This window comes from Lysinibacillus sp. FSL R7-0073 (genome assembly GCF_038009065.1).
GTDB classification, from domain to species: Bacteria; Bacillota; Bacilli; order Bacillales_A; family Planococcaceae; genus Lysinibacillus; species Lysinibacillus fusiformis.
Genome location: NZ_JBBPAS010000001.1, coordinates 1871920 through 1893040, shown reverse-complemented (window position 1 = coordinate 1893040; position 21121 = coordinate 1871920). Strand labels below are relative to the sequence as shown.

At 38.3% G+C, this 21121-nt stretch carries 21 protein-coding genes; 7 read left to right on the top strand and 14 right to left on the bottom strand.

What is annotated here, in order from left to right:
• Positions 1-68: 68 nt before the first annotated feature.
• The gene (locus MKY88_RS09005; RefSeq protein WP_328201967.1) at positions 69-1649 is read right to left on the bottom strand and encodes a PucR family transcriptional regulator; all 1581 of its coding nucleotides are present in this window, start codon (positions 1647-1649) and stop codon (positions 69-71) included.
• Between the two features lie 176 nt (positions 1650-1825).
• Here MKY88_RS09005 and MKY88_RS09000 point away from each other — a divergent pair, with 176 nt between their 5' ends.
• Positions 1826-2680 carry a pentapeptide repeat-containing protein gene (locus tag MKY88_RS09000; protein ID WP_193831614.1) on the top strand — a complete coding sequence of 285 codons (855 nt, stop codon included), beginning with the start codon at positions 1826-1828 and terminating at the stop codon, positions 2678-2680.
• Positions 2681-2737: 57 nt separating this feature from the next.
• On the opposite strand, the gene MKY88_RS08995 is transcribed toward MKY88_RS09000, so the two are convergent.
• The 5 genes from MKY88_RS08995 to MKY88_RS08975 form a co-directional block, all read right to left on the bottom strand.
• Entirely contained in the window at positions 2738-4453 is a 1716-nt protein-coding gene (locus MKY88_RS08995; protein WP_193831613.1) for an FTR1 family protein, read from the bottom strand.
• Positions 4428-5687, bottom strand: coding sequence for an iron uptake transporter deferrochelatase/peroxidase subunit (efeB, locus tag MKY88_RS08990; RefSeq protein WP_328201971.1), 1260 nt, complete (start codon positions 5685-5687; stop codon positions 4428-4430). Before efeB ends, MKY88_RS08995 begins: the two co-directional genes overlap by 26 nt.
• A 6-nt stretch (positions 5688-5693) precedes the next feature.
• Positions 5694-6563 carry an iron uptake system protein EfeO gene (efeO, locus tag MKY88_RS08985; RefSeq protein WP_193831611.1) on the bottom strand — a complete coding sequence of 290 codons (870 nt, stop codon included), beginning with the start codon at positions 6561-6563 and terminating at the stop codon, positions 5694-5696.
• Positions 6564-6725: 162 nt separating this feature from the next.
• Complete coding sequence (locus MKY88_RS08980) at positions 6726-7928, bottom strand: MFS transporter (protein ID WP_328201974.1); 1203 nt, start codon at positions 7926-7928, stop codon at positions 6726-6728.
• Positions 7929-7941: 13 nt separating this feature from the next.
• Positions 7942-8361 (bottom strand): MarR family winged helix-turn-helix transcriptional regulator, encoded by a 420-nt coding sequence (locus tag MKY88_RS08975; protein ID WP_069480949.1) that lies wholly within the window; start codon positions 8359-8361, stop codon positions 7942-7944.
• A gap of 157 nt (positions 8362-8518) precedes the next feature.
• Between MKY88_RS08975 and MKY88_RS08970 the strand changes: the two genes are divergently transcribed.
• Positions 8519-8938: a topoisomerase gene (locus tag MKY88_RS08970; protein ID WP_328201977.1), complete on the top strand. Its 420-nt coding sequence runs from the start codon at positions 8519-8521 to the stop codon at positions 8936-8938.
• 429 nt (positions 8939-9367) lie between these two features.
• Here MKY88_RS08970 and MKY88_RS08965 read toward each other — a convergent pair whose 3' ends face one another.
• The 6 genes from MKY88_RS08965 to MKY88_RS08940 all read right to left on the bottom strand — a co-directional run bounded on the left by MKY88_RS08965 (position 9368) and on the right by MKY88_RS08940 (position 14469).
• The gene (locus MKY88_RS08965) at positions 9368-9700 is read right to left on the bottom strand and encodes a DUF4288 domain-containing protein (RefSeq protein ID WP_291758521.1); all 333 of its coding nucleotides are present in this window, start codon (positions 9698-9700) and stop codon (positions 9368-9370) included.
• Between the two features lie 313 nt (positions 9701-10013).
• A complete protein-coding gene (locus MKY88_RS08960; protein ID WP_328201981.1) occupies positions 10014-10286 on the bottom strand; it encodes a nuclease-related domain-containing protein in 273 nt (90 codons plus the stop codon).
• 426 nt (positions 10287-10712) lie between these two features.
• Positions 10713-11720: a FecCD family ABC transporter permease gene (locus MKY88_RS08955; RefSeq protein WP_069480947.1), complete on the bottom strand. Its 1008-nt coding sequence runs from the start codon at positions 11718-11720 to the stop codon at positions 10713-10715.
• Positions 11713-12714, bottom strand: coding sequence for a FecCD family ABC transporter permease (locus tag MKY88_RS08950; protein WP_036225080.1), 1002 nt, complete (start codon positions 12712-12714; stop codon positions 11713-11715). Before MKY88_RS08950 ends, MKY88_RS08955 begins: the two co-directional genes overlap by 8 nt.
• A 23-nt stretch (positions 12715-12737) precedes the next feature.
• Positions 12738-13664: an iron-hydroxamate ABC transporter substrate-binding protein gene (locus MKY88_RS08945; RefSeq protein WP_069480945.1), complete on the bottom strand. Its 927-nt coding sequence runs from the start codon at positions 13662-13664 to the stop codon at positions 12738-12740.
• Between the two features lie 16 nt (positions 13665-13680).
• A complete protein-coding gene (locus MKY88_RS08940; RefSeq protein ID WP_036125139.1) occupies positions 13681-14469 on the bottom strand; it encodes an ABC transporter ATP-binding protein in 789 nt (262 codons plus the stop codon).
• 147 nt (positions 14470-14616) lie between these two features.
• Between MKY88_RS08940 and MKY88_RS08935 the strand changes: the two genes are divergently transcribed.
• Positions 14617-15666 carry an NAD(P)/FAD-dependent oxidoreductase gene (locus tag MKY88_RS08935; RefSeq protein ID WP_328201985.1) on the top strand — a complete coding sequence of 350 codons (1050 nt, stop codon included), beginning with the start codon at positions 14617-14619 and terminating at the stop codon, positions 15664-15666.
• A gap of 51 nt (positions 15667-15717) precedes the next feature.
• Here the strand turns inward: MKY88_RS08935 and MKY88_RS08930 are convergent, their stop codons facing one another.
• Positions 15718-15963 carry a hypothetical protein gene (locus MKY88_RS08930; protein WP_036225075.1) on the bottom strand — a complete coding sequence of 82 codons (246 nt, stop codon included), beginning with the start codon at positions 15961-15963 and terminating at the stop codon, positions 15718-15720.
• Between the two features lie 181 nt (positions 15964-16144).
• Here MKY88_RS08930 and MKY88_RS08925 point away from each other — a divergent pair, with 181 nt between their 5' ends.
• The 4 genes from MKY88_RS08925 (at position 16145) to MKY88_RS08910 (ending at position 19850) form a co-directional block, all read left to right on the top strand.
• Positions 16145-16852, top strand: a complete 708-nt coding sequence (locus MKY88_RS08925) for a class I SAM-dependent methyltransferase (protein ID WP_291758510.1) — start codon at positions 16145-16147, stop codon at positions 16850-16852.
• Positions 16853-16991: 139 nt separating this feature from the next.
• Positions 16992-18122, top strand: coding sequence for a DUF418 domain-containing protein (locus tag MKY88_RS08920; protein WP_328201990.1), 1131 nt, complete (start codon positions 16992-16994; stop codon positions 18120-18122).
• 499 nt (positions 18123-18621) lie between these two features.
• Entirely contained in the window at positions 18622-19248 is a 627-nt protein-coding gene (locus tag MKY88_RS08915; protein WP_414674010.1) for a sensor histidine kinase, read from the top strand.
• Complete coding sequence (locus tag MKY88_RS08910; protein WP_069480942.1) at positions 19245-19850, top strand: response regulator transcription factor; 606 nt, start codon at positions 19245-19247, stop codon at positions 19848-19850. Before MKY88_RS08915 ends, MKY88_RS08910 begins: the two co-directional genes overlap by 4 nt.
• 92 nt (positions 19851-19942) lie before the next feature.
• On the opposite strand, the gene MKY88_RS08905 is transcribed toward MKY88_RS08910, so the two are convergent.
• Positions 19943-21028, bottom strand: coding sequence for a hypothetical protein (locus MKY88_RS08905; protein WP_328201995.1), 1086 nt, complete (start codon positions 21026-21028; stop codon positions 19943-19945).
• Between the last annotated feature and the right edge of the window lie 93 nt (positions 21029-21121).

Sequence of the window (21121 nt, the reverse complement as noted above, 5' to 3'; positions counted from 1 at the left end):
GGAGTCTTTTGCGTAAATAAAAAAAATAATCTGAAATTTTGTTCAAAATGACAAAATTCCAGATCATTCTAATCATTAATTAATCGATAGAGCATGCAAGCCATATACACATCATAAAATTCGGCGTAAATGGTCACATCTGTGCCAATCAGCTCACTAATTTTTTTGATACGATATTTTACCGTATTTTTATGAATATAAAGTAGCTCCGCACAGCGCTCCACACTTGCATTTGCATCTAATAAAAAGGTAATCAATGTCTGTAATGTATCATGATCATGTAAAATGGGTTCAATGACTGATAAATATTCCTCAATCATTTCTTCCCCCTGCTTACTTACATCAATAGCTCGTTTCATGGAACGAACCTCAGCTGCCGTAAACAATTTTCGCATGGGGTATATTGTGTGGGCTTTATCCCCTACCTGATTGACCAACTGATACATCTGACGAACAGCCTTCGTGTTTTTCATTTTTGGTGCATAGACGATTTCTGCGATTTGTCCAGCGTAATTGGTAGTTTCATTATATTCAGCAGTAATTTCAAACTCATGGTGCTTATATAGGCAATTCCCAAGTAACACAATCATACAATGGTCAATACATTGAATGACTCTTGTTTGATAGTACTTAGACAGCTGCTCTTCTAACTCATCTCGAATCCTTTTTTCATCTGCTAAATCATGCATATATACTAGCCACATCATTTGAATAGCAGAAACATCAATATGAAGGAGATTGGCTAATCTTCTCATTTTTTCACTTTCATCATTAATGATTGCTTTGACTAAGGCATATTCGCTGACCTCATCATGCTTGTCTCCCCATAAATTAATCGCGACTTGGACAACCTCACTCACCTTTTCAATTGTCTTGGCAGGTAAATCGGTATTTTCCTTTATAAGGAATAAAAAGAGAGGCTCCCCATTTTTTTGATGCACTCTTTTATAGTCAATCACACATGAGATGTCACTTCGTTTTAACTCGAATTTACCTGTTTCACGATAAACTTGTGATTGTGAGCATTCATGGATAGCATGGACCACATCTAATGATGAATTTCTTGGCCACATGACTTGATTGATAATATCCAAATGACTATTGGTTAGCAGAATATTGGCTTTCAAACGATCTGAAAGCATTTTCAATGTAATTTCGACACTTCTTAAATGCTCAGGCAATAAGGATACCTTCTCTAATGTTTCCTTGACAAAATGGTCATTGACACCCTGGTTACTAACAATCGCTTCCATAACCTCATAAATAACCTCATTATATCGGAGGGAATAATCATTCTTTGGCATACAGATAATAATAAACCCTTGAGATTCGGCTAAGGCGAGAACTTCCTCTGGTATATGTGGCAACACGATACCAACATAATATAAGATAAGGCCCAGCTCTCCTAAATCGTGTAAATGCTGAATTGTTTCACATTGCTGTTCTACACTATCTCGAATGGAATAAAAAGAGCTAATCACCAGCTCTTCTGCATACCATTCCTCTTGCACACGATTAATAATTTTCGAATAAAAATCAACATTCGATACTTCTAAAACGGATAAAGAAGAGACCGTACGATGCAGATTATCTCGACCTGTTAAAACGTCTGCCCCGCGAAAGGAAGGCAATTGCAATAAATCTTTCACCGTTACCCCATGTTCAACCACCACTACTTTTCTAAATTTTCTATACAACGTCTTGTGAAGAAGAATACCATAATCGCACCTGTCTTTCAAAATATGGTTGTCTTCCTATTTCATAAGCTAGCATGTACGTGCTAAACTAATAGCTAAGTTTATGAGGTAAGAGAGGGAAAAAGAGGATGTCTAAACTAACAAATAGAGACACATCGTTTGGCACGACAATCCGAGAAAGCTTACAGGCAGATTGCCAAAGCTGTTTTGGGTTATGTTGTACAGCATTAAATATAGTCGCTTCCAGTGATTTTGCCATGGATAAACCAGCAGGTAAGCCATGCTCCAATTTAAAGGAGGACTATAGCTGCCAAATCCATAGCAAGCTAAGAAAAAGCGGCTATAAAGGCTGTACTGTTTTTGATTGCTTAGGTGCTGGTCAGCAAGTTTCCCAAGTGACATTTAAAGGGCAAGATTGGCGCCAATCACGAGAACATGCTGACAAGATGTTTCAAGTGTTTCCAATTATGGAGCAGCTGTATGAAATGATTGCTTATGTAGCTGAAGCTCTATCCTATCAAGTTGACAATGCGCTCCATGAGCAGCTCCTCGTACAATTAGAGCAGCTACAGCAGGCAACGGAGCTTGACGCAAATGGTTTATTGGCACTGGACATGGTTGCTATTCGTATGCCGGTAAATGCACTCCTTTTAAAAACTAGCGAACAAATGCGACAGCGTCTAGTAAAGGGGAAAACTTCTCCCAAATTAAATCAGCGTGGTGCTGATTGGATGGGTAAAAATTTAAAGGGGAAAGATTTGCGAGCTACTGATTTAAGAGGTGGCTATTTAATTGCTGCCAATTTACAAGGAGCCAATTTACAAGGGGTAGATTTCATTGGGGCCGATATGCGTGATACGAATTTACGCGGTGCAGATTTATCGACAAGTTTATTTTTAACACAAATGCAAATCAATGCCGCACAAGGTGACAACACTACGAAACTACCCTCATATATTAACCGTCCAGCTCATTGGCAATAAAAAAGGATGCCTCCATAGAGACATCCTTTTCCGGCCATAGACGTTTGCTAAAGAAACTTAGGCTTGCTTCTTTTTATAAATGATCGTTGCCACGATCAATGCTAGTAAAATCGCTTGCCCAATCATAGTTTCTACGGTTGGATAAAAACCAATCATGCTTATGACAGGTAAGCCATCGACAATCGTGGTAGAAATCTTATTTGTTAGCTGCAATGTATGCAGACTGACACCGATTATTTTAAAGGCTAATATATAAATGAGCCATGTTGCGACAGCAAAGAATTTATGAATAGGAATTTTGCCACTAGCCTTAAACAACACAATGGCAAGCACGGCAAGGATAATGAGTGCCACGACAATCCCAAGGATAAATTGAGAAGTCGTCATTTTCGGTGCAATACCCGCGTAAAAGACAAGCGTTTCTGCCCCTTCTCGGAAAACGGATAAGAAGCTAATCGCTGCCATAGCAAAAATAGAGCCACTTGAAATGGCATTGCCCATTTGCTTCGAAATATAGCGATTCCAACTGACCACACTCGATTTACTATGCAGCCAAATACCTACACCAATCATCATCGCTGCAGCCAGTAAGCCTACATAGCCTTCCATTAATTCACGATTCGTATCAATTGTAGCCGAATTTAAAATCGTTGACATAAGAACTGCGGCAACGGCTGATAACAGAACGCCCACAAACGCTCCGATATAAATCCATTTACGCATTTTCTTCTGCCCTGATTTATTAAGAAATGACACAAGAGCTAATATAATGAGTAAAGCCTCTAGCCCTTCTCGAAGTAATATTAACGCTGCATCCCAAACTGTATAATCTGAATCACCTTGAATCAACTCTATTTCGGTACGGAATGTATTTAATTTTTTCGTAATAGCCTCTTGATCGACAGAGGATTTTAATAAATCACTTGCGATAATGGGCATATCACTTTCAATTTTTGTATAAAGGCTACCATTACGAGTTGAGATTTCTATTTCAACTCGTGGCCAAATCGTAATAAACTCCCGAACCTTATTAGATGCTGCCTTATAATCACCATCACCTACAAAGTCCAATGCCTCATCAATATAAGCAATTAATGTAGCTAATGAATAGTCCCCTTCTACCGCTTCAGCTGTTTCTTTACCCGCTACAAAATCTGCAATCGTTTGTTGTAAATCTGCAAATTGAGTTTTCATTAAAGCGATATCCGGCTCTTCCGCAGAAATAGAGATTCGTAGAAATGCCATCTGTGTTTCGATTTGCCCATACATTGCAATACTTTGCTCACGTACAGGTCGCTCACTTTTATTCCATTTGAGATTAAAATCCTTGTAGGCTCCATCTATAGCCTGAACATCGCCACTAGCTAATGCTTTTTCAAAGTCTGCCAAAATAGGCTTCATCTTTTGCCCAAACTCTGCTCGCTGTGCAGCCTCATCTACTGGATTTTCCAGTTTTTCTAGAGCTCGTAATGCATTCGACAAGGCAGAAAGTGCCTCTAAACGGTCATCCTTTGACTTGGCCTCTGTTGCTTGCGCAAGGATCTCATCAACCTTTGCTTTCGCTTCTTTTTGTTCAGAAGAAACCTTAGCCCAGTCTGTAGCAAATTGTCCTAGTGCCTGTTTTGCCTCTGCCTCTTTATCCTGCTTCGTATTCATCAATGCGTCACTAATCGCAATATATAAATGACTATAGGATTGGGCAGCTTGTGCAGGTAAAGCTAAAGTTAGAACTAAAGCAATCACGATACTACAGCGCGTTAAAAAGTGCTTCACCTAAATAACTCCCCTTTTGTACACCAGGGAAGCAAGCAAACACTGCACTGCCTCGATGGGTAATATACTCATTCATTTTATCCATACGCCCTAAGCTATTTTGAATCGTCGTAAATTGGGCTGGGTCTTTTTGAAATGAAATAAAGATAAGCCCCGCATCATGAGTGCCTGTATTTGACATTACACCTGATGCATAGGAATAAGATCTACGCAAAATACGAGCTCCTGATTTACGAGCTAAATGAACATGTGATGTATCAGGCATAATATAATTCCCTTTATCATCCTTCGCCTCTACATCAAAATCATCAAATTCCTTTGTTTTACCCATCGGTGCCCCAGTATCACGGTAACGACCAAATGTAGCCTCTTGATCTTTTAAAGATGTACGATCCCATGTCTCAAGATGCATTTGAACTTTACGCGCAACTAAATAAGAGCCTCCCTTTAGCCAGCCTTTATCCACCCAAACAACCTTATTTAAATCCTTCTCATCTGTAATGGAGGGGTTCACCGTACCGTCCTTGAACGCAAAGAGATTTCGAGGGGTACCACCACCTGCTGGAAACGAGTTAAAGCCAGCCTGTGACCATTTAATCTCCACTTTCCCTGACGCTGCACGCACTAAATTGCGGACTGCATGGAATGCCACCTGCGGATCATCTGCACAGGCTTGAATACACAGATCACCACCTGTATATTCTTTCTGTAGCTGATCTTTTGGGAAATGTGGTAAATCCTTTAATTCCGCTGGCTTTAAATGCTGCATACCAAGCTTATCGAATAAGGAAGCTCCAACACCAATAGTAATTGATAAATTGGCAGCATCTAAACCCTCTGCCTCACCTGTATCACCTGTCGGTACTCTCGTATTCGACGATACATCAGCCATTACTTCACCATTCATTAAGCGCACAACAAGAGGTGTCCATTGCTGGAACAACTCTTGCAGTTCCTTCTTAGATGTCACTAACACATCCAAAGAAGCAAAATAAATATTCGTTTGTACTGGTGTTACAATACCTGACTGATGGCTACCGTAGAAATTGACCTTATTGCTCGCAGTGGAACTGTCAGCAACAGGCTCAAAAACATCATAGCCCATTGCTTTCATCACGCCACCTAAACCAGATGCACCGATGGCAACACCTGCCACCCCAATGCCAGTCAGTTTCAACATATCACGTCTAGAGATTTTTTTATTCATCCATTTTTCTTCATTTGACGCTGTCATTTATGTTCACTCCAAAATGATTCCCATTTGACTTAATGGTTCTCCAAGCTGATTTACCGCTGCCGCAAGCGCTTTTGTATGGTCCTCAGTTAATTCCTCGTAGGAAACATAGCCACCATTAGCAGTTGCATGCTGTGCTAATAAATCATCCACCGCTTTGAATTTTTCATCAAGTGTTGTGACTAATGTTGAATCTTTCGCTTCTAATTTTGAACGTAAAATTTCAAAGATTTTTTCAGCACCTTCAATATTCGCTTTAAAATCATACAGGTCTGTATGTGAATAAATTTCTTCTTCACCTGTAATTTTAGATGTTGACACTTCATTTAATAAATCAACAGCACCTGTAATCATTAAATCAGGAGTCACTTCAACTGTTTGTACGAGGGCATGTAATTCCTTGGCATCTGCAAGTAGCTGGTCAGCCACAGTCTCATAGCCTTTAGTTGTATTTTCTTCCCATAGCGCATGCTCAAGCTTATGATAGCCTGACCATTCTTCTTCGCCTTTTCCTTCTTCCTGTATATCAGCTAAACGACCATCAATACGGGGATCTAGGTCGCCAAAGCTTTCCGCAATTGGTTCAGAACGTTCAAAATACATACGCGCTGGTGCATACGCAGCTTTTGCTCCTTCAATATCGCCAGCCTTAACAAGATTCACGAATTTCTCTGTTTCTAGTAAAAATTGATCCATTTGCTCTAATGCAAATTGTTGATAGGCTGATAGTTCAGAAGATAAATCAACCTCTTGTGCAACTTTGTCTGTTTGCTCTGTTTCAGACTTATCTTCTTTTTTTGTATCTTCTGTATTACCACAGCCAGCCATTAGAATACCTCCTGCTACTAATACTGACAATAATGATTTGTTTTTCATACTTCGTACCTACTCCCGATTTTGTTTTATATTGTGATGATAATGATTATCATCCTCTAATGCAAGATAATTTTTTTGAAAAAGAAAAAAACGTCATTTTTAAGTTGTTTTCTACGAACAACTAGAAAAAAGACGTTTTTTCTACAATATAATGATTCTAATCTACAAAATTTTTGATTGTTTCAATTTTTCATGTTTACCATGTAAGAAATAATAAAGCATAATAGATAATAAAATGACAAAGACCATCGCAAAGAATATGGCTCTGTAGCCCGCAGATGGAACAAATAATCCTAAGAAATAAGGCCCGACACCCAATCCTAAATCATAAAAAATGAAGTAAGTAGATGTCGCAAGTCCTAAACGTTCATTCGGAGTTACTTTAATAGCAATAGCCTGTGCAACAGAGTTAAAGTTACCATAGCCAATACCGATACAAGCTGCAGCAATTAAAAATGCAATCGTTGTTGACGCTGAACTAAATGCATACATACCTATAGCAAAAATCACCAAACATGGATAAATGATAATATTAGCGCCTCTTGTATCCAGTAATTTCCCTGTAAATGGACGTGTAGCTAAAATGACGATAGCATAGATAATGAAGAAGTAACTGCCTGCTGATACTAAATCAAGCTCCTTCGCATAAAAGGTCATAAAGGACATGACGCCCGAATACGCAAAACCGATGACTAGTGCAACAAAAGCAATCGGAACAGCGCGCAATTCAATGAAGTTCGTCACCTTAAAGCCAGCCTTCGCTGCCGCATCCTTCGCCTTCTTCGGTGCATCTGGCACTGTTACGATAAAATACATGAAAAAGCAGATAATAGCTAAAACTGAATCTACAGCAAAAATCATGCGGTAATCCTCAAACAGCTGCGTTAATAAAATACCGACAAATGGTCCAATAGCTGTGGCTAAAATGGCACTTAAGCTATAATAACCAATCCCTTCCCCGCGTCGCTCAGGGGGTAAAATCTGTGCAATAATCGTTCCCGTTGCTGTACTTGCTACCCCAAGGGCAATCCCCTGTATTAAACGATTCAGCATAAGTAAAGGTAAATTCCCTGCTATAAAATAGGACATCGTTGACAGCATAAATAAAAGCAATCCACAAAATAATGTCTTCTTACTTCCCCAATCCCCAATAATACGGCCCGTCCCAAGACGCCCTAATAATGTCCCGATAATAAAAATACTCGAAACAAGACCGGCTGTACTTGTAGATGCATTAAAATGTTCTACTGCATAAGCAGCAATCGTAACCATTAATAAATAAAAGATTAACGTAATGGTAAAATTAATGAGTGAGACAATTAAAAAGTCCTTTGTCCATAGTTTCTTTCTTGTTGTTACTTCCACGTTACTCGCTCTCCTATTGATTAATATTCATACAAATTCTTTCAAAAACCTGTGTCGCTATTTCAATATCTCGTTGAGGTACACCTGCCAGTGCATGCTCAAAAAATGGCTTCAAGTGTGCTTTAATCTCCTGCACAAGCTCTTCCCCATGCGCCGATAAATGGACAAGCTTTTCCCGCTTATCCTTGCCCGCCATCGTTTCTACATAGCCAAGCTCCACAAGTTTATGTACAAGCTTCGTCACACTCGGCTTCTCAATAGACATAAAATTCGCAATATCAACAAAGGAATGCGGACCTTTATCCTTTAAAAAACGAAGTACTGCCCACTGTGAGCTATATAACTGATACGGTTCAAGTTGCACATTCAACTTATTGATAAATGGTCTATACATTAAACGATACTGATTAAAAAACTCCTGCTCAATTGTCACAAGATCACTTCCTCTTTATATTAGTTAGCCTAGCTAACTATATACCTAAAATCTTTATTTGTCTAGTCGGGATTTCACATCTACAAAATAAGGATGTTTTGGGTGCATTTGTTATTTTTTGTAACACTTGAATTAAGTGGGGATTCTATAAAATACTTTGGAAGAAGAAAGAAAAATATTGAAAAAGGGTATACTTTCGGGCATGGTATTTATGTCAATTTTATTAGTTGGCTGTAATGGAGAAGAGAAAGGAGGACAAGGAGTAGAAAGCGAGCAGGAAGCAGTAGTTGCTCCGACAAATGAGGAAAACGCTGAATTAACGTTATTATCAGAAGTAAAAAATGAAATAATCAGATCTATTACAGAACAAACGGAACTTGATAGTGAGTCAATAGCAATCATGCTAGATGGTAACCCCTCTAAAGAAATGACCATTTCAGTAAGTTTCCCCAAGAATGTAAAAGTGGATGATTCAGTGATTCAACCTTTAATTGAAGATTCCATTAAGCATGTTACTGAAACAGAAAACGTAACAATTAACAAAGAAAATATAACCATAACAATTGAGACATACTAACGGAAGTGTTAGCGACATATGAGATAGTAGTACCTCCGTTTTAAAAAGATAGTTAAAAAAGTATACTAGTCATAGTGAATTGAAAGAGTATATGAAGGTTGATACAACAGATTATATTTAATTTTATATACTTGGGGTGAAAAGAAATACATACAGCGTGAGATTCAAGAAGTATCTGCTGTTTAGTTTCAATTAGAAATGATTGATGAAATGGAGACGGAGTAGCATTTGGTTTTGCTACTCCGTTTTTATTTCATCAATCTTATATTTTTATTAGAAAAAGAAGGTCTGGAAAAAGAAATAGAATGGTAATTTAAACTAATTTTTTACATGATAGAATTATTTGGAAGAGAGTAGGAATCTACTCTCTTTAACTGTATCATTGTTTATTCTTGATTAAAATTCTATTCTATAGCACAAAACTGTTTCTTACTTGTCAAGGTAATATAATTTTATGACTTCATCTGCAGTAATAGGTTCATCAAATGGTAAAAAGCGGCTGTAAACTTCTTTGAAATTAATATTCCCTTCGAATTCATCAATAATCTCAAATGTATCCAAAATTTTGACCAGACTCCACGTAGTTTGTCCACCATCTGCATTTTCGTAAGTATTATCAACAAAATGTCTATGAATTTTCGTTTCTATTTCATTGTGACTTGCAGCCTCTATTAATATGATTGTTTCTTCGAATGTTTTAGATGAATAAGTGTTTGGTGTTACAGTAGATTCTAATAATAATTTTACTGAATAGATACTCATAGTTTATCTCCCTAAATTATTCATTCATTTTTTAAAGTGATTATCATTTAACAGTTTTTTTGCCGTTCTTGCACGTGCATTAGCCGCTTTAGCGTCTTTTTCAATTTCGTTAAGGGTTTTGTCATAATATTCGCCTGAAAATTCGCTTCTAATAGTCCCTTTTCTATTCTTTCAATATATTGGAATTAAATGTTAAAGTAAAGGGATATAGGGGTAAGATGTCTATGATTTAGAATCAATGAAATTGCGATATCCCTTTTTTCAAAAAAAATATTTAAGATAGTTTAATGTTTTTTATTTTTTAATTTTTCTCTTATGAATTTCCACCATTTTCATGAAATACTGGCTGTCCTTGAAAACCTTCTGATAAAATTCCATTTTTTGTTGCTAGCACGACTGCATGCAAAACAGGCAATTGAAAGTTTTCTTGTTGTAACAGTTTTTTCATCCATCCTACATGTCGTTCAAGTTGAAGAAATGGATCAGTCATTCCCTCTACTCTGCCTTCTGAGGTCATCCGTGTCAATTGTGCAAAGGAGGTATCATATGAGAGAACGCCTGTTATATTTTTGATTTCTACAATCAATAAAAAGTGTCGACCCAGAAAATGGTGTCCATTTGGTGAGTATAGCCGAGGTTATTCTTAGTTTGAAAATCAAGGAGAAAATGATAGGGGGCAGGTAGGTCTATCTCAAGCCATTCTGCATCAACACGCTGTTCGCCTGCGTATCCAGCCTTTAAACGTCTTAAGTTTTCATCAAAATTCGAATACTCGCTGTGAGAGATCGAGAGTCTTCGAACAATGGCTTCTAGTGCCTTTTGTGTCTCCGATGTTCGACGTGCTTATAGAATCATTTATTCACCTCCTGCCTTGATTATATAAAAAAAGAACCTCAACAAATGAGGTTCCTAAAAACTTGCCATATAAATTTTGTAAAATAAATCTTTCATTCATTTCACTAGTTCAAAAGCCTTTGCTTTCGAGCATCCATTTACTAGCGCTATCACTTTTCTATACATTTTTCCGTAATAAATATAAAAAGTAAGGTGCGCCAATAAAGGCAACAATGATACCCGCTGGTACAGTTGCAGTAGCAATCGCAACACGACCAATAGTATCGGACAGCATTAATAGGCTTGCGCCAATGAATAATGTCAATGGTAAAAAGAATTGGTAGCGTGGTCCGACAAGCTGTTTGGCAATATGAGGTGCCATCAATCCTATAAAGGCAATACCACCTGTTACAGAAACAGCTGCTGCTGCTAGTGCCACAGCCACGATTAATAAGCGTAACCGCTCGCGCCCTATATTCATCCCAAGACCTACGGCTGTTTGCTCCGTCATCGCCAAGACATTTAAGACATTGGATTTATAGAAAATATACGGTATCCCCACGACAAGCCAAGGCACTAAAGCCCAGAAAAATGGCCAATCCGTACCCCAAACACTTCCTGCAAGCCATTGGGAAATAAATTGCACATCACTACGCTCTGCTGAGGAAATTAAAACCATCATAACCCCAGATAAAGCAGAGGCTACCCCTACCCCAATTAAAATCAGTTGGACGGGTTGCACCCCTTTATTGCGTTGATAAGAGAAAAAGTAAATGCAAAGGGCAGTGAAAAGAGCACTACAAAATCCTACAACTGGCAATATATAAGCAAAGTGTGGGAGATCTCCATTTACAAGTAAGTAAAAGACTGTAATCCCGACACCTGCTCCTGCATTAATACCAATGATCCCTGGATCTGCTAAATCATTGCGTGTAACCCCTTGTAGGACTGCACCTGCTAAAGCTAATGCCATCCCTGCCGCTGCTAATACCAACATTCTTGGTAAGCGAACTGAGAATAATACGAAGGATTCTTTAAAACTACCATCGCCTAGCAAGGTTGGGAGAATGCGATCAAACGAAACTGAGGCTGGTCCTAAAGAAATGCCTAAAACAAAAATGAATAACGTGACGACAAGCCAAGTAAAAAGCCATTTTCGCTGTTTTTTGCGACCTTCTTTAAACAAATTGGCGTCCTCCCTTCCTTACTAATAGTAGGAAGAATGGTAGACCAAGAATCGAAACAATCGCTACAACTGGCGTTTCAAATGGTGCATTAATCATGCGTCCTGCAAAATCAGCCGTCACCATAAACCAGCCGCCAATAATTGCGCTCATCGGTAAGACAAAACGATAGTCTGTCCCTACAAACGCACGAACAATATGGGGTACCATTAAGCCAACAAATGCTAGATTCCCAACAAGAGCTACGGCAGAGCCTGCTAAAATAACGACAGCAAACATCATAATACCTTTAATCAATGTTGTATTTTGTCCAACACCTACCGCAACTTCTTCATTTAAACTTAAAATCGTTAATTGACGACTAAAAGCAAATGACAATAGGAGACCTATGACAATAACAGGAACGATCAATAACGCCTGCCATGTCGTGCCTATGAACCCGCCACTTGTCCACATCGAAACATCCTTGGAAATTTGAAATAAAATGCCCGTGCCTTCAGCAACCGCTTGTAATAAAGCAGTAACCGCTGCACCAGCTAAAACAAGTCTCAATGGAGAGAAGCCTTTCTTAGTAGAGGCACCGATCCCATAAACGATCATCATACCAATTCCAGCTCCAATAAAGCAGGCTAAAATTAATGTATAATAGGAAAATTTCGGGATAAATGCCATCGTTAAAGCAAGGGCAGCATTTGCCCCTGCTGTTAAACCAAGTAGCCCTGGATCAGCTAATGGATTGCGTGTAACCCCCTGCATAATCGCTCCCGCAACTGCGAGTGCACTGCCAACAAAAATAGCAGCAATGATACGAGGAAATCGAATTTCACGTAAAATCGTGTAATGCTTACCACCACTTTGTCCGACAATTGCTTGATAGACATCTTGAATGCTCGTATTCGCTGCACCTAAGCACAGTGAGATACAGGCTGTGCCGATTAATACGATCAATGCAAGCAATACCTGAAGCCAAAATGGTAACTGTCGAAACTTTGTCATTTGCCTTCGCTACTCTCTACTAATTATTGTAAAAATTTCTCTTCAAAGAACTTCAGTTGATGTTCTAACGTGATCGGGTCATTGAAATAAAAGGCATTTGCATTCACTTCAAATAAATGACCATTTTTCACTGCTTCTAAATCTTTAAACCATGCTGCGTCTGTAAATGAGTTATCTTGGTCTTGGAACATACTGAAAATCACATAATCCCCTGCATAATCCCCTAAAACTTCTTGAGAAATCGCATAGTAGCCAGGCTCTAAAGCTGTTTCTTTAACTTTTTCAGGCATTTTCAAGCCCATTTCCTGATATAAAATCTCTGTTCCGCGACCCCAGTTATCGCCATAAATATAAAATTGTTTATTAAAGTTTTCTGCCACTGTGACAGTTGCATCTTCACCGATTTTTTCTTTAATTTTTTTACCTGATTCTGCTGCACGTGCTTTAAAATCTTCTACCCATGCCGTTGCTTCTTTTTCTTTATTTACAACTTTACCGATTTCAATAAATTGTTGTAGATAATCTACTTTCCCATACGTAAATAATACAGTTGGAGCGATTTCTGATAATTTATCAGCATTTTCTATACCATTTAAACCAATAATTAAGTCTGGCTCTAGCTCAAGAATTTTTTCAATATCAGTATTTTCTACAACTACTGCATCTTTAATAGCATCTTCAAAGTTTGGATTTTTTGCTGCCCATGCATCTACACCGACAACATCTACATCAAGCTGTAATAAATCCCCTACAAATGAAGATAACACGACTACACGTTTAGGGTTTGCTGGTACTTCAATAGGACCTGCTTCAGATTGATAAGTAATTGTTTCTGCTGAAGTTGCTTCTTTCGAGCCTTCATCAGCCTTTTCTGTTTTCTCTTCTTTATTGCCGCACGCCGCAAGTACGAGTACGAGCATCATAAACATTGGTAATAACCACTTCTTCATTGTCTTTCATTCTCCTTTAAACGGTTTGTAATAAGTTATATGTAATGCACATTGGTTTGTTTGTTCGTGGATCTTGGCCAATTACAGCATCAATATTAAACACTTTTTTTAATACTTCTGGAACCATGACTTCCTCAGCTGTTCCAAATTTAACAAGCTCTCCTTGTGACAGTGCCACAATATAATCAGAAAAACGTGCGGCTTGATTTAAATCATGGAGTACCATAACAATCGTACGCCCTTGTTCTTCATTGAGCTTATAGAGTAATTCTAAAACCTCTAATTGATGTGCCATGTCTAAATAGGTTGTCGGCTCATCTAAAAATATAATGTCGGTTTCTTGGGCTAAGGACATTGCAATCCACACTCGTTGACGCTGTCCACCTGATAAAGCATCTACAGATTGCAAGCGGAAGTCTTCTGTTTTTGTAACTTGTAAAGCCCAGTCAATGACCTCTTTATCTTTCTGTGATAAATTGCCAAAGCCCTTTTGATAGGGAAATCGACCGTAGGATACAAGCTCTTCCACTGTTAAACCATGTGCACTTTCTGGGCTTTGCGGTAAAATGGCAAGTTCTTTCGCCAATTCTTTCGTGTTCATCTTGGATATATTTTGACCATCCAGAATGACCTGTCCACTCTCATGCTTTAAAATACGTGTAATGGCCTTTAATAAGGTAGACTTTCCGCAACCATTTGACCCAATAATCGTTGTGATTTTGCCATCTGGAATTTGCAGCGATAAGTCATGCACAATCGTTTTATTCTCATAACCAACACGAATCGATTCTACTTCTAAACGCAATTTGGACCCTCTCTTTCTTTTTACTTCATTCCATGCTATTATAGGCACTGTTAAAAATGATAATCATTATCACTAAAATTAGTCTAGTTTTATGATAAGATTTTGTCAATTACTTTTTTACTATTAATTAAGGATGTGGCAATAACAATGCAACAAGTGTATGATGTGACAATTATTGGCGGAGGCCCTGCCGGCTTGTATAGCGCCTTTTATAGTGGTTTACGAGGGTTAAAAACAAAGTTAATAGAGAGCCAATCTCAACTTGGTGGAAAAGTATTACTTTATCCTGAAAAGCTTATTTGGGATATAGGAGGTCACCCCCCTATTTTAGGCGAGAAATTTGTTAAACAATTGATCCAGCAAGCTAAAACATTTGACCCTACTATCCTAACAAATACAAAAGTAGATTTTATTGAACGACAAGAAAGTCTATTTATTGTACATACAGCAACTGGTGAAAAGCATTATTCAAAAACAGTTCTACTAGCGGTTGGTGGAGGTATTATTAATCCTCAGAAACTAACGCTGGAAGGTGCTGAGAAGTATGAAATGTCCAATTTACACTATACCGTTCAATCCTATAAACGTTTTGTGAATAGGGATATCCTTATTTCCGGGGGCGGCAATGCGGCCATTGATTGGGCTGTCGAACTGAGCCCCATTGCTAAAAGTGTGACAGTGGTTTACCGTAAAGATACATTATCAGCGCATGAAGCAACCGTAAAAGAAGCCCTTGATGCTGGGGTCCTTATTGAATGTAATACGACGATTACAAAGCTTTTAGCGAATGATGATAAAACGGCTATTCAATTAGTGAGATGTGAAAACTCAAAAACGAAGGAAAGCTACACTCGTCAAATTGATGAGGTCATCATTAGTCATGGCTATAATTGTGAAGCGTCCCTCACGTTTGATGAAGCGATTTCGATTCCTAAAAAGGATGATTATTATTTCGAAGGCAAAGCAACAGGTGAAACAGTACAGCCTGGTATTTTTGCGGCAGGAGATATTTTATCATTTGAAGGAAAAATTAATTTGCTACTTGGGACATTCCAGGATGCAGCCAATGCGGTCAACTCTATTAAAACTTATTTAGAGCCAACTGCTTATCGCCATGGAATGGTGTCCTCTCATAATGAACTATTTAAAGAGAAAAACCGCTCCATTATCGAAAAAGAACTTGTCCCATCCCATTAATCATAATAGAAACCCTCTTAAAGAAAGCATTCTTAAGAGGGTTTCTTTCTTTTATCTGAATAAACTTAATAGTGCCCCCATCTGTCTTAACATATTTACGCCATTCGTAATCGTTCCAGCATGACCCATAATTGTATTTAGATGATCTGGCAACCTCCCTCCTATTCTAGGACCTTGAAATTGCTGATTGGGTGGATAGTTAGGTTGCATCGCTCTACCTCGAAATGGAGGACCAAAAGTTCCCATATTGTTTGAAGGATAGACTCCTCTTCTATAATTCGGCTGAAAATGTGGCATTTATACACCTCCTATCTAAAAGCTCTTCCCTAGTATATGTGCGTCTTTTATGAAGGAATTAGACGTATGAAGAAGTATCAAAAATTATCTATTTTTGTCCTATAAAAAATAGGGATTTCTAGATTTTTACCATATGTAAGGGAACCATACTAGTTTTCTTTTCATACTATATAAAAAGAAGGTGGTTTTCATTCAAAATTCTAATTATCTCCAATTTTTAGCGAAATTTGGTGTTGGTGGTGCCCATCCTGGGGGCATTAATCTATCAAAGGAAATCATGAAGAATGAGAGTATTCTGCCCGCCTCTCATATTTTAGATGTTGGCTGTGGTACAGGACAAACAGCTGCCTTTTTGGCCTCCCATTATGCAACAAATGTAACGGGTATCGATATCAATCCCATCATGATAGAAAAGGCACGTCACCGCATGAAAAAAGCAAGTTTATCAGTCAATATCATTCAAGGCTCGATTGAGGAAACATCTTTATCCAATGAAGCATTTGACTTTGTACTTGCTGAATCAGTTCTTGCCTTTGTAAATAAACAACGTGCATTGCAAGAGATTTTCCGTTTATTGAAAAAAGGTGGACGCTTGATTGCCATTGAATTTACCATCCCTATGCTACTTTCCACGCAGCTGGCAGACGACATCCAACAATTTTACGGATTCGATGCTCTCCTCACGAAAAAGGATTGGGTTGCTTTATTCCAAGAGACAGGGTTTCAAGATATTCGCATACAAAAAAACAAGGATATCTCATCCAAGCCAGAATTCCACATTTCTAAGGATATTGAATCCACATTGTATGATGTCATGGATCAGCATATTAGGATGAACGAAAAATACGATACTATTTTAGATTATCGCATCTATACATGTACAAAATAATCGTCTAACCAGCATCCAAAGCGTTGCTGGTTTTTTTGTGACACCTGTCATATAGTTTTTTTGACTCGTGTGAATAGGTTTTCCCCTCCTGTTTTTTTTATCATGAATATAAGAAAAACAAGGAAAGAGTGATAGAACAATGAAAACACAACAAAGGCTTCCCTTTATCGATATGCTAAGAGGTTTCGCTGTCTTAGGAACACTCGGAACGAATATTTGGATTTTTGCTTATCTCGGTGATTTATCGTATATCACAACGAGTAATTATTCTGGTTGGTGGTCTTTCAATGATTTTTTACGTATGTTAGTACTATTTTTTGTAAACGGAAAGCTCCTAGGATTATTAACGATTATGTTTGGGGTAGGTTTACAGCTAAAATACCAGCAAGCACTTCGTAGAGGAAGAGCTTGGCCTGGCGTGTATCTATGGACGATTGTCTTTTTAGGGTTGGAGGGACTGCTTCATTACACATTTGTCATGGAATATGATATTTTAATGAGCTACGCCGTTACTGCTTTGATCGTGGCTATTTTAATTAGATTAGGCGACAAAGTGATGACATGGGCTTTCTATCTTTTGGGTAGCTTTCATGTCCTCCTCATTCTCTTTATTTTTGTCATTTCCTTGCTTGCGGATAGCGTTTCCCTAAATGGTATGGAAACTGTCGCAGCCATCTATGAAAATGGTACATGGCTGGAGCAAGTACAGCATCGCCTAACAAACTTTTTATTTTATCGGACAGAAGCTATTTTTATTATCCCCATGAATGTTTTTTTATTTATTCTTGGCGTCAAGTTTATGCGCAATGAGGTTTTTTCGCCAACGAATAAAGGACATCAGGCTCGACAAAAACTGTTTACAATCGGTGTATTCATTGGAATTCCATTAAATCTGTTAATTTTTATTCCCGGGGGACTTTTTGATTTACCTGTTCGTTATTTATGTGCGCCAATACTATCAATTGGCTATATTGGAATTTTAGGTAAACTGGTAGAATATAAGAAGCTAGATTGGTTTTGGCAACGCTTTGCCGATGTCGGCAAAATGTCATTGAGCTGTTATGTCCTGCAAAATGTGCTGGCGTCTATTATTTTTTACGGCTGGGGACTTGGCTTAGGTGGGCATGTAAATAGCATTCTTGTTATAAGTATTTGGGTTGCCCTATCTTGCCTACAGCTAGTCCTAGCAACATTTTGGCAGCACCAATTCCATATTGGCCCGATGGAATGGGTCCGTAAAAAAACGATTCACGCTCTAACAAAAGAATAAACAACAGAGGATGGTGTAAGCCATAAAAATATATCCCAGAGAACAAGTTAAACATTATTTAATCATCGATGTTGTATCCATAATAGTTTTGGTAGCGATGGTGTTATGGTCTCAATCCGGACTCCCCTTCACAGCTAAAATAGCTATTTTAGGCTTGTACCTAGGTGCCTTCTACATGGCTTTATGGAATCGAGATTGGAAGCTACTACTTGCCTCACTTGTGGGCTTCCTTCTTATTGCCATCCTTGCCATTTACGAGGACATCTTCATGCTTATTTTCGGATTTACCTTTGCCGATTTATTAGGGAGAGCAAAATCAAAATGGCATATTGCTAGCGGAATTTTTGGTATGGCTGTCATGTTTTTAATCGTTTTCTTGGCGACCACAAATTCCCTAGCACTCGTTGATTCACAAGTACTAGTACCCATGATGATCATTCAATTGGTATTCCCTGTCCTCATTTATTTTGTAGAAAAATCGAAAAATCTACAAAATGAATTGGCAGATGTTAATACCCAGCTTGTTCAACAAGAGGAAAGACAGCGCATTGCTAGAGATCTTCATGACACCATTGGTCACACCCTGACAATGATTAAAGTGAAAACCGAATTGACAACTAAACTTATCGACCGAGATCCTTCTAGTGTCAAACAAGAATTAAATGACATCTTAGCTACTACACGTACAGCCTTAAAGCAAGTACGTGAGCTCGTTTCAGATATGAATTTCGTGTCTCTACAAACGGAGCTGCTACATTGCCAGCAGCTATTACAAAGTGCCAATATTACAACCACCATTCACAATCACTGTCCAAAAATTGTTCTTTCAAGTGTTGAGGAAACAATGCTAGCTTTATGTGTACGTGAGGCTACTACTAATATGTTGAAGCATAGTCAAGCTCAGAACTGCCAGATGCAAATCCACTGTCGAAATACACAATATACCATTGCTATTCAAGATGATGGGATTGGTTTGGAACAGAAGGGACTGGGCAATGGCATGAACTCGATGAAAGAAAGAATGCGTGTTCTGCAAGGGTATGCCCTGTTTGAAGGGGATACAAAGACAGGCACGAAGGTGTTATTTAGCATACCAATTCAAGATGGAAAGGAGCCCTTGACATGATACGAGTTTTACTAGCAGAGGACCAACAAATGTTACGTGGTGCCTTAACATCCCTTTTGTCATTCGAACCAGATATTGAAGTAATAGCTGAAGTTTCTGATGGTCAAAAAGCATGGGACTACATTCAGCAGGAACTACCCGATGTTTGCCTTGTAGATATAGAAATGCCCCATCTGTCTGGATTAGAGCTTGCAGAAAAAATTAAAGAGGCCAATTTGCCCTGTAAAGTGATGATTGTCACAACGTTTGCACGCCCAGGCTATTTACAAAAAGCAATGGATTGTGAAGTACACGGCTACTTACTGAAAGATGAACCGATCGATTATTTAATCGCTACGATTCGCAAGATTATGCAGGGCGAAAAGGTGGTCAGTAAAGATTTGGCCGCTACTTTATTTATGAAGGAGCAAAATCCTTTAAATGAGCGAGAAATTGCCGTACTACAACTGGTGAAGGAAGGCTTAACCACTCACGCAATCAGTAAACAATTATTTTTAACTAAAGGTACCATTCGTAATTATTTATCAACATCTATACAGAAGCTCCAAGTGGAATCAAGACAGCAAGCTGCTCAAATTGCTAGTGATAAAGGCTGGCTATAAATCAAAAAATCTCGCCACACTGTGACGGGATTTTTTGATAGGAGAACGTATGCTACATATTTCAATTGACATATTCATTATTCTATTACTGTTTATTTACCTTGTAGAACTACATTTGTCGCTGTAGCCCAATTATTTAATGGCGTCACCGTATAACTTACACCAGCTTTTAATGTGCCACCATTCGCAATATCAAAGACTCCTACTGCCCCTTTACGTGATGAATATCGATATTGAGCTTGTAATGTGCTGCCATCATTACCACGAAGTTCGACACTTCTGCCAGCTAATAAGTCAGTTTGGGGGTCATTTGTTAATTGTAATTCAAATGATTTACTATCGATCGCTTTAGCTGATTGCAATGTAAACGGTTCTATTTTTTTTGCAACAAAGCTCTTTACATCAATTTCTGCCCATTGAGAGTACACTCGGTATGTGACACCTTGTTTTAAAGTTTGACCTGCCGGTAATCTAAATTGAGGTGCTTGTTTACCATCCGCTGCTTGTGTAAAAGGCACATAATTAGCAACAAACTCCTCCCCTTCACTTGTTTTCACTGTCACATAGCGATCACGTAAAGAAGAAATAACATCAAAGCGCTTGCCACTTGCATCACGATTTTGACGATCTAAGCTAAAAGCAAGATCTTCACGTCCTCCACGGTAAGCCTCAATGATATTGGCATAATCCACTACACCATCTTCTTGCAATGACTCCAATGTAAAAGTATCATCTGTTACTTGCGCTACATTTCGTACAAGTACTTTTTCATCTGTCCCTTCAAAGATTCTATTAGGTTGTTCTTTATAGCTCAATCTGTAGATGAAATCATCTTCCTGGAACGTAACAGGTACAATATATGTACTCGTAGAACCTGTCATTAATCGTGGAACATTGACAATCTCTAAATTTCCATTAAAATTAAAATCTTTTTTAATAACCTCTAAATTGTTTGGATCAATATCGGCTGCTGCTAAAGGCTGGTTAAAAGTAACTTGTAATGTCATTGTGTTTAATGGCTTCACTTTAGTAATTCTCGCCACCTGCTCATTTTTCGTAACTGCTACTACTTTATGACCTGCTGCATCTGCATTTAACGGCTCGCTAAATGTGACTAGACCTACTGATAATACTGATAAAGCTAGTGCTGCTGGCACAATACGTTTTCTTATTTTCATCTTACAAACTCCCCTTTTGGTTTAATTTGGTTTACAATATTTATCATAAAGTCCATATCTAAACTGCCAATAAATAAACTATTAAAAAAGAAT

Coding starts and splice junctions, on each gene's coding strand:
- MKY88_RS08935 (WP_328201985.1), top strand. CDS start 14,617: ATGCAACAAGTGTATGATGTGACAATTATTGGCGGAGGCCCTGCCGGC.
- efeB (WP_328201971.1), bottom strand. CDS start 5,687: ATGACAGCGTCAAATGAAGAAAAATGGATGAATAAAAAAATCTCTAGA.
- MKY88_RS08930 (WP_036225075.1), bottom strand. CDS start 15,963: ATGCCACATTTTCAGCCGAATTATAGAAGAGGAGTCTATCCTTCAAAC.
- efeO (WP_193831611.1), bottom strand. CDS start 6,563: ATGAAAAACAAATCATTATTGTCAGTATTAGTAGCAGGAGGTATTCTA.
- MKY88_RS08965 (WP_291758521.1), bottom strand. CDS start 9,700: ATGAGTATCTATTCAGTAAAATTATTATTAGAATCTACTGTAACACCA.
- MKY88_RS08910 (WP_069480942.1), top strand. CDS start 19,245: ATGATACGAGTTTTACTAGCAGAGGACCAACAAATGTTACGTGGTGCC.
- MKY88_RS08945 (WP_069480945.1), bottom strand. CDS start 13,664: ATGAAGAAGTGGTTATTACCAATGTTTATGATGCTCGTACTCGTACTT.
- MKY88_RS08950 (WP_036225080.1), bottom strand. CDS start 12,714: ATGACAAAGTTTCGACAGTTACCATTTTGGCTTCAGGTATTGCTTGCA.
- MKY88_RS09000 (WP_193831614.1), top strand. CDS start 1,826: ATGTCTAAACTAACAAATAGAGACACATCGTTTGGCACGACAATCCGA.
- MKY88_RS08905 (WP_328201995.1), bottom strand. CDS start 21,028: ATGAAAATAAGAAAACGTATTGTGCCAGCAGCACTAGCTTTATCAGTA.
- MKY88_RS08920 (WP_328201990.1), top strand. CDS start 16,992: ATGAAAACACAACAAAGGCTTCCCTTTATCGATATGCTAAGAGGTTTC.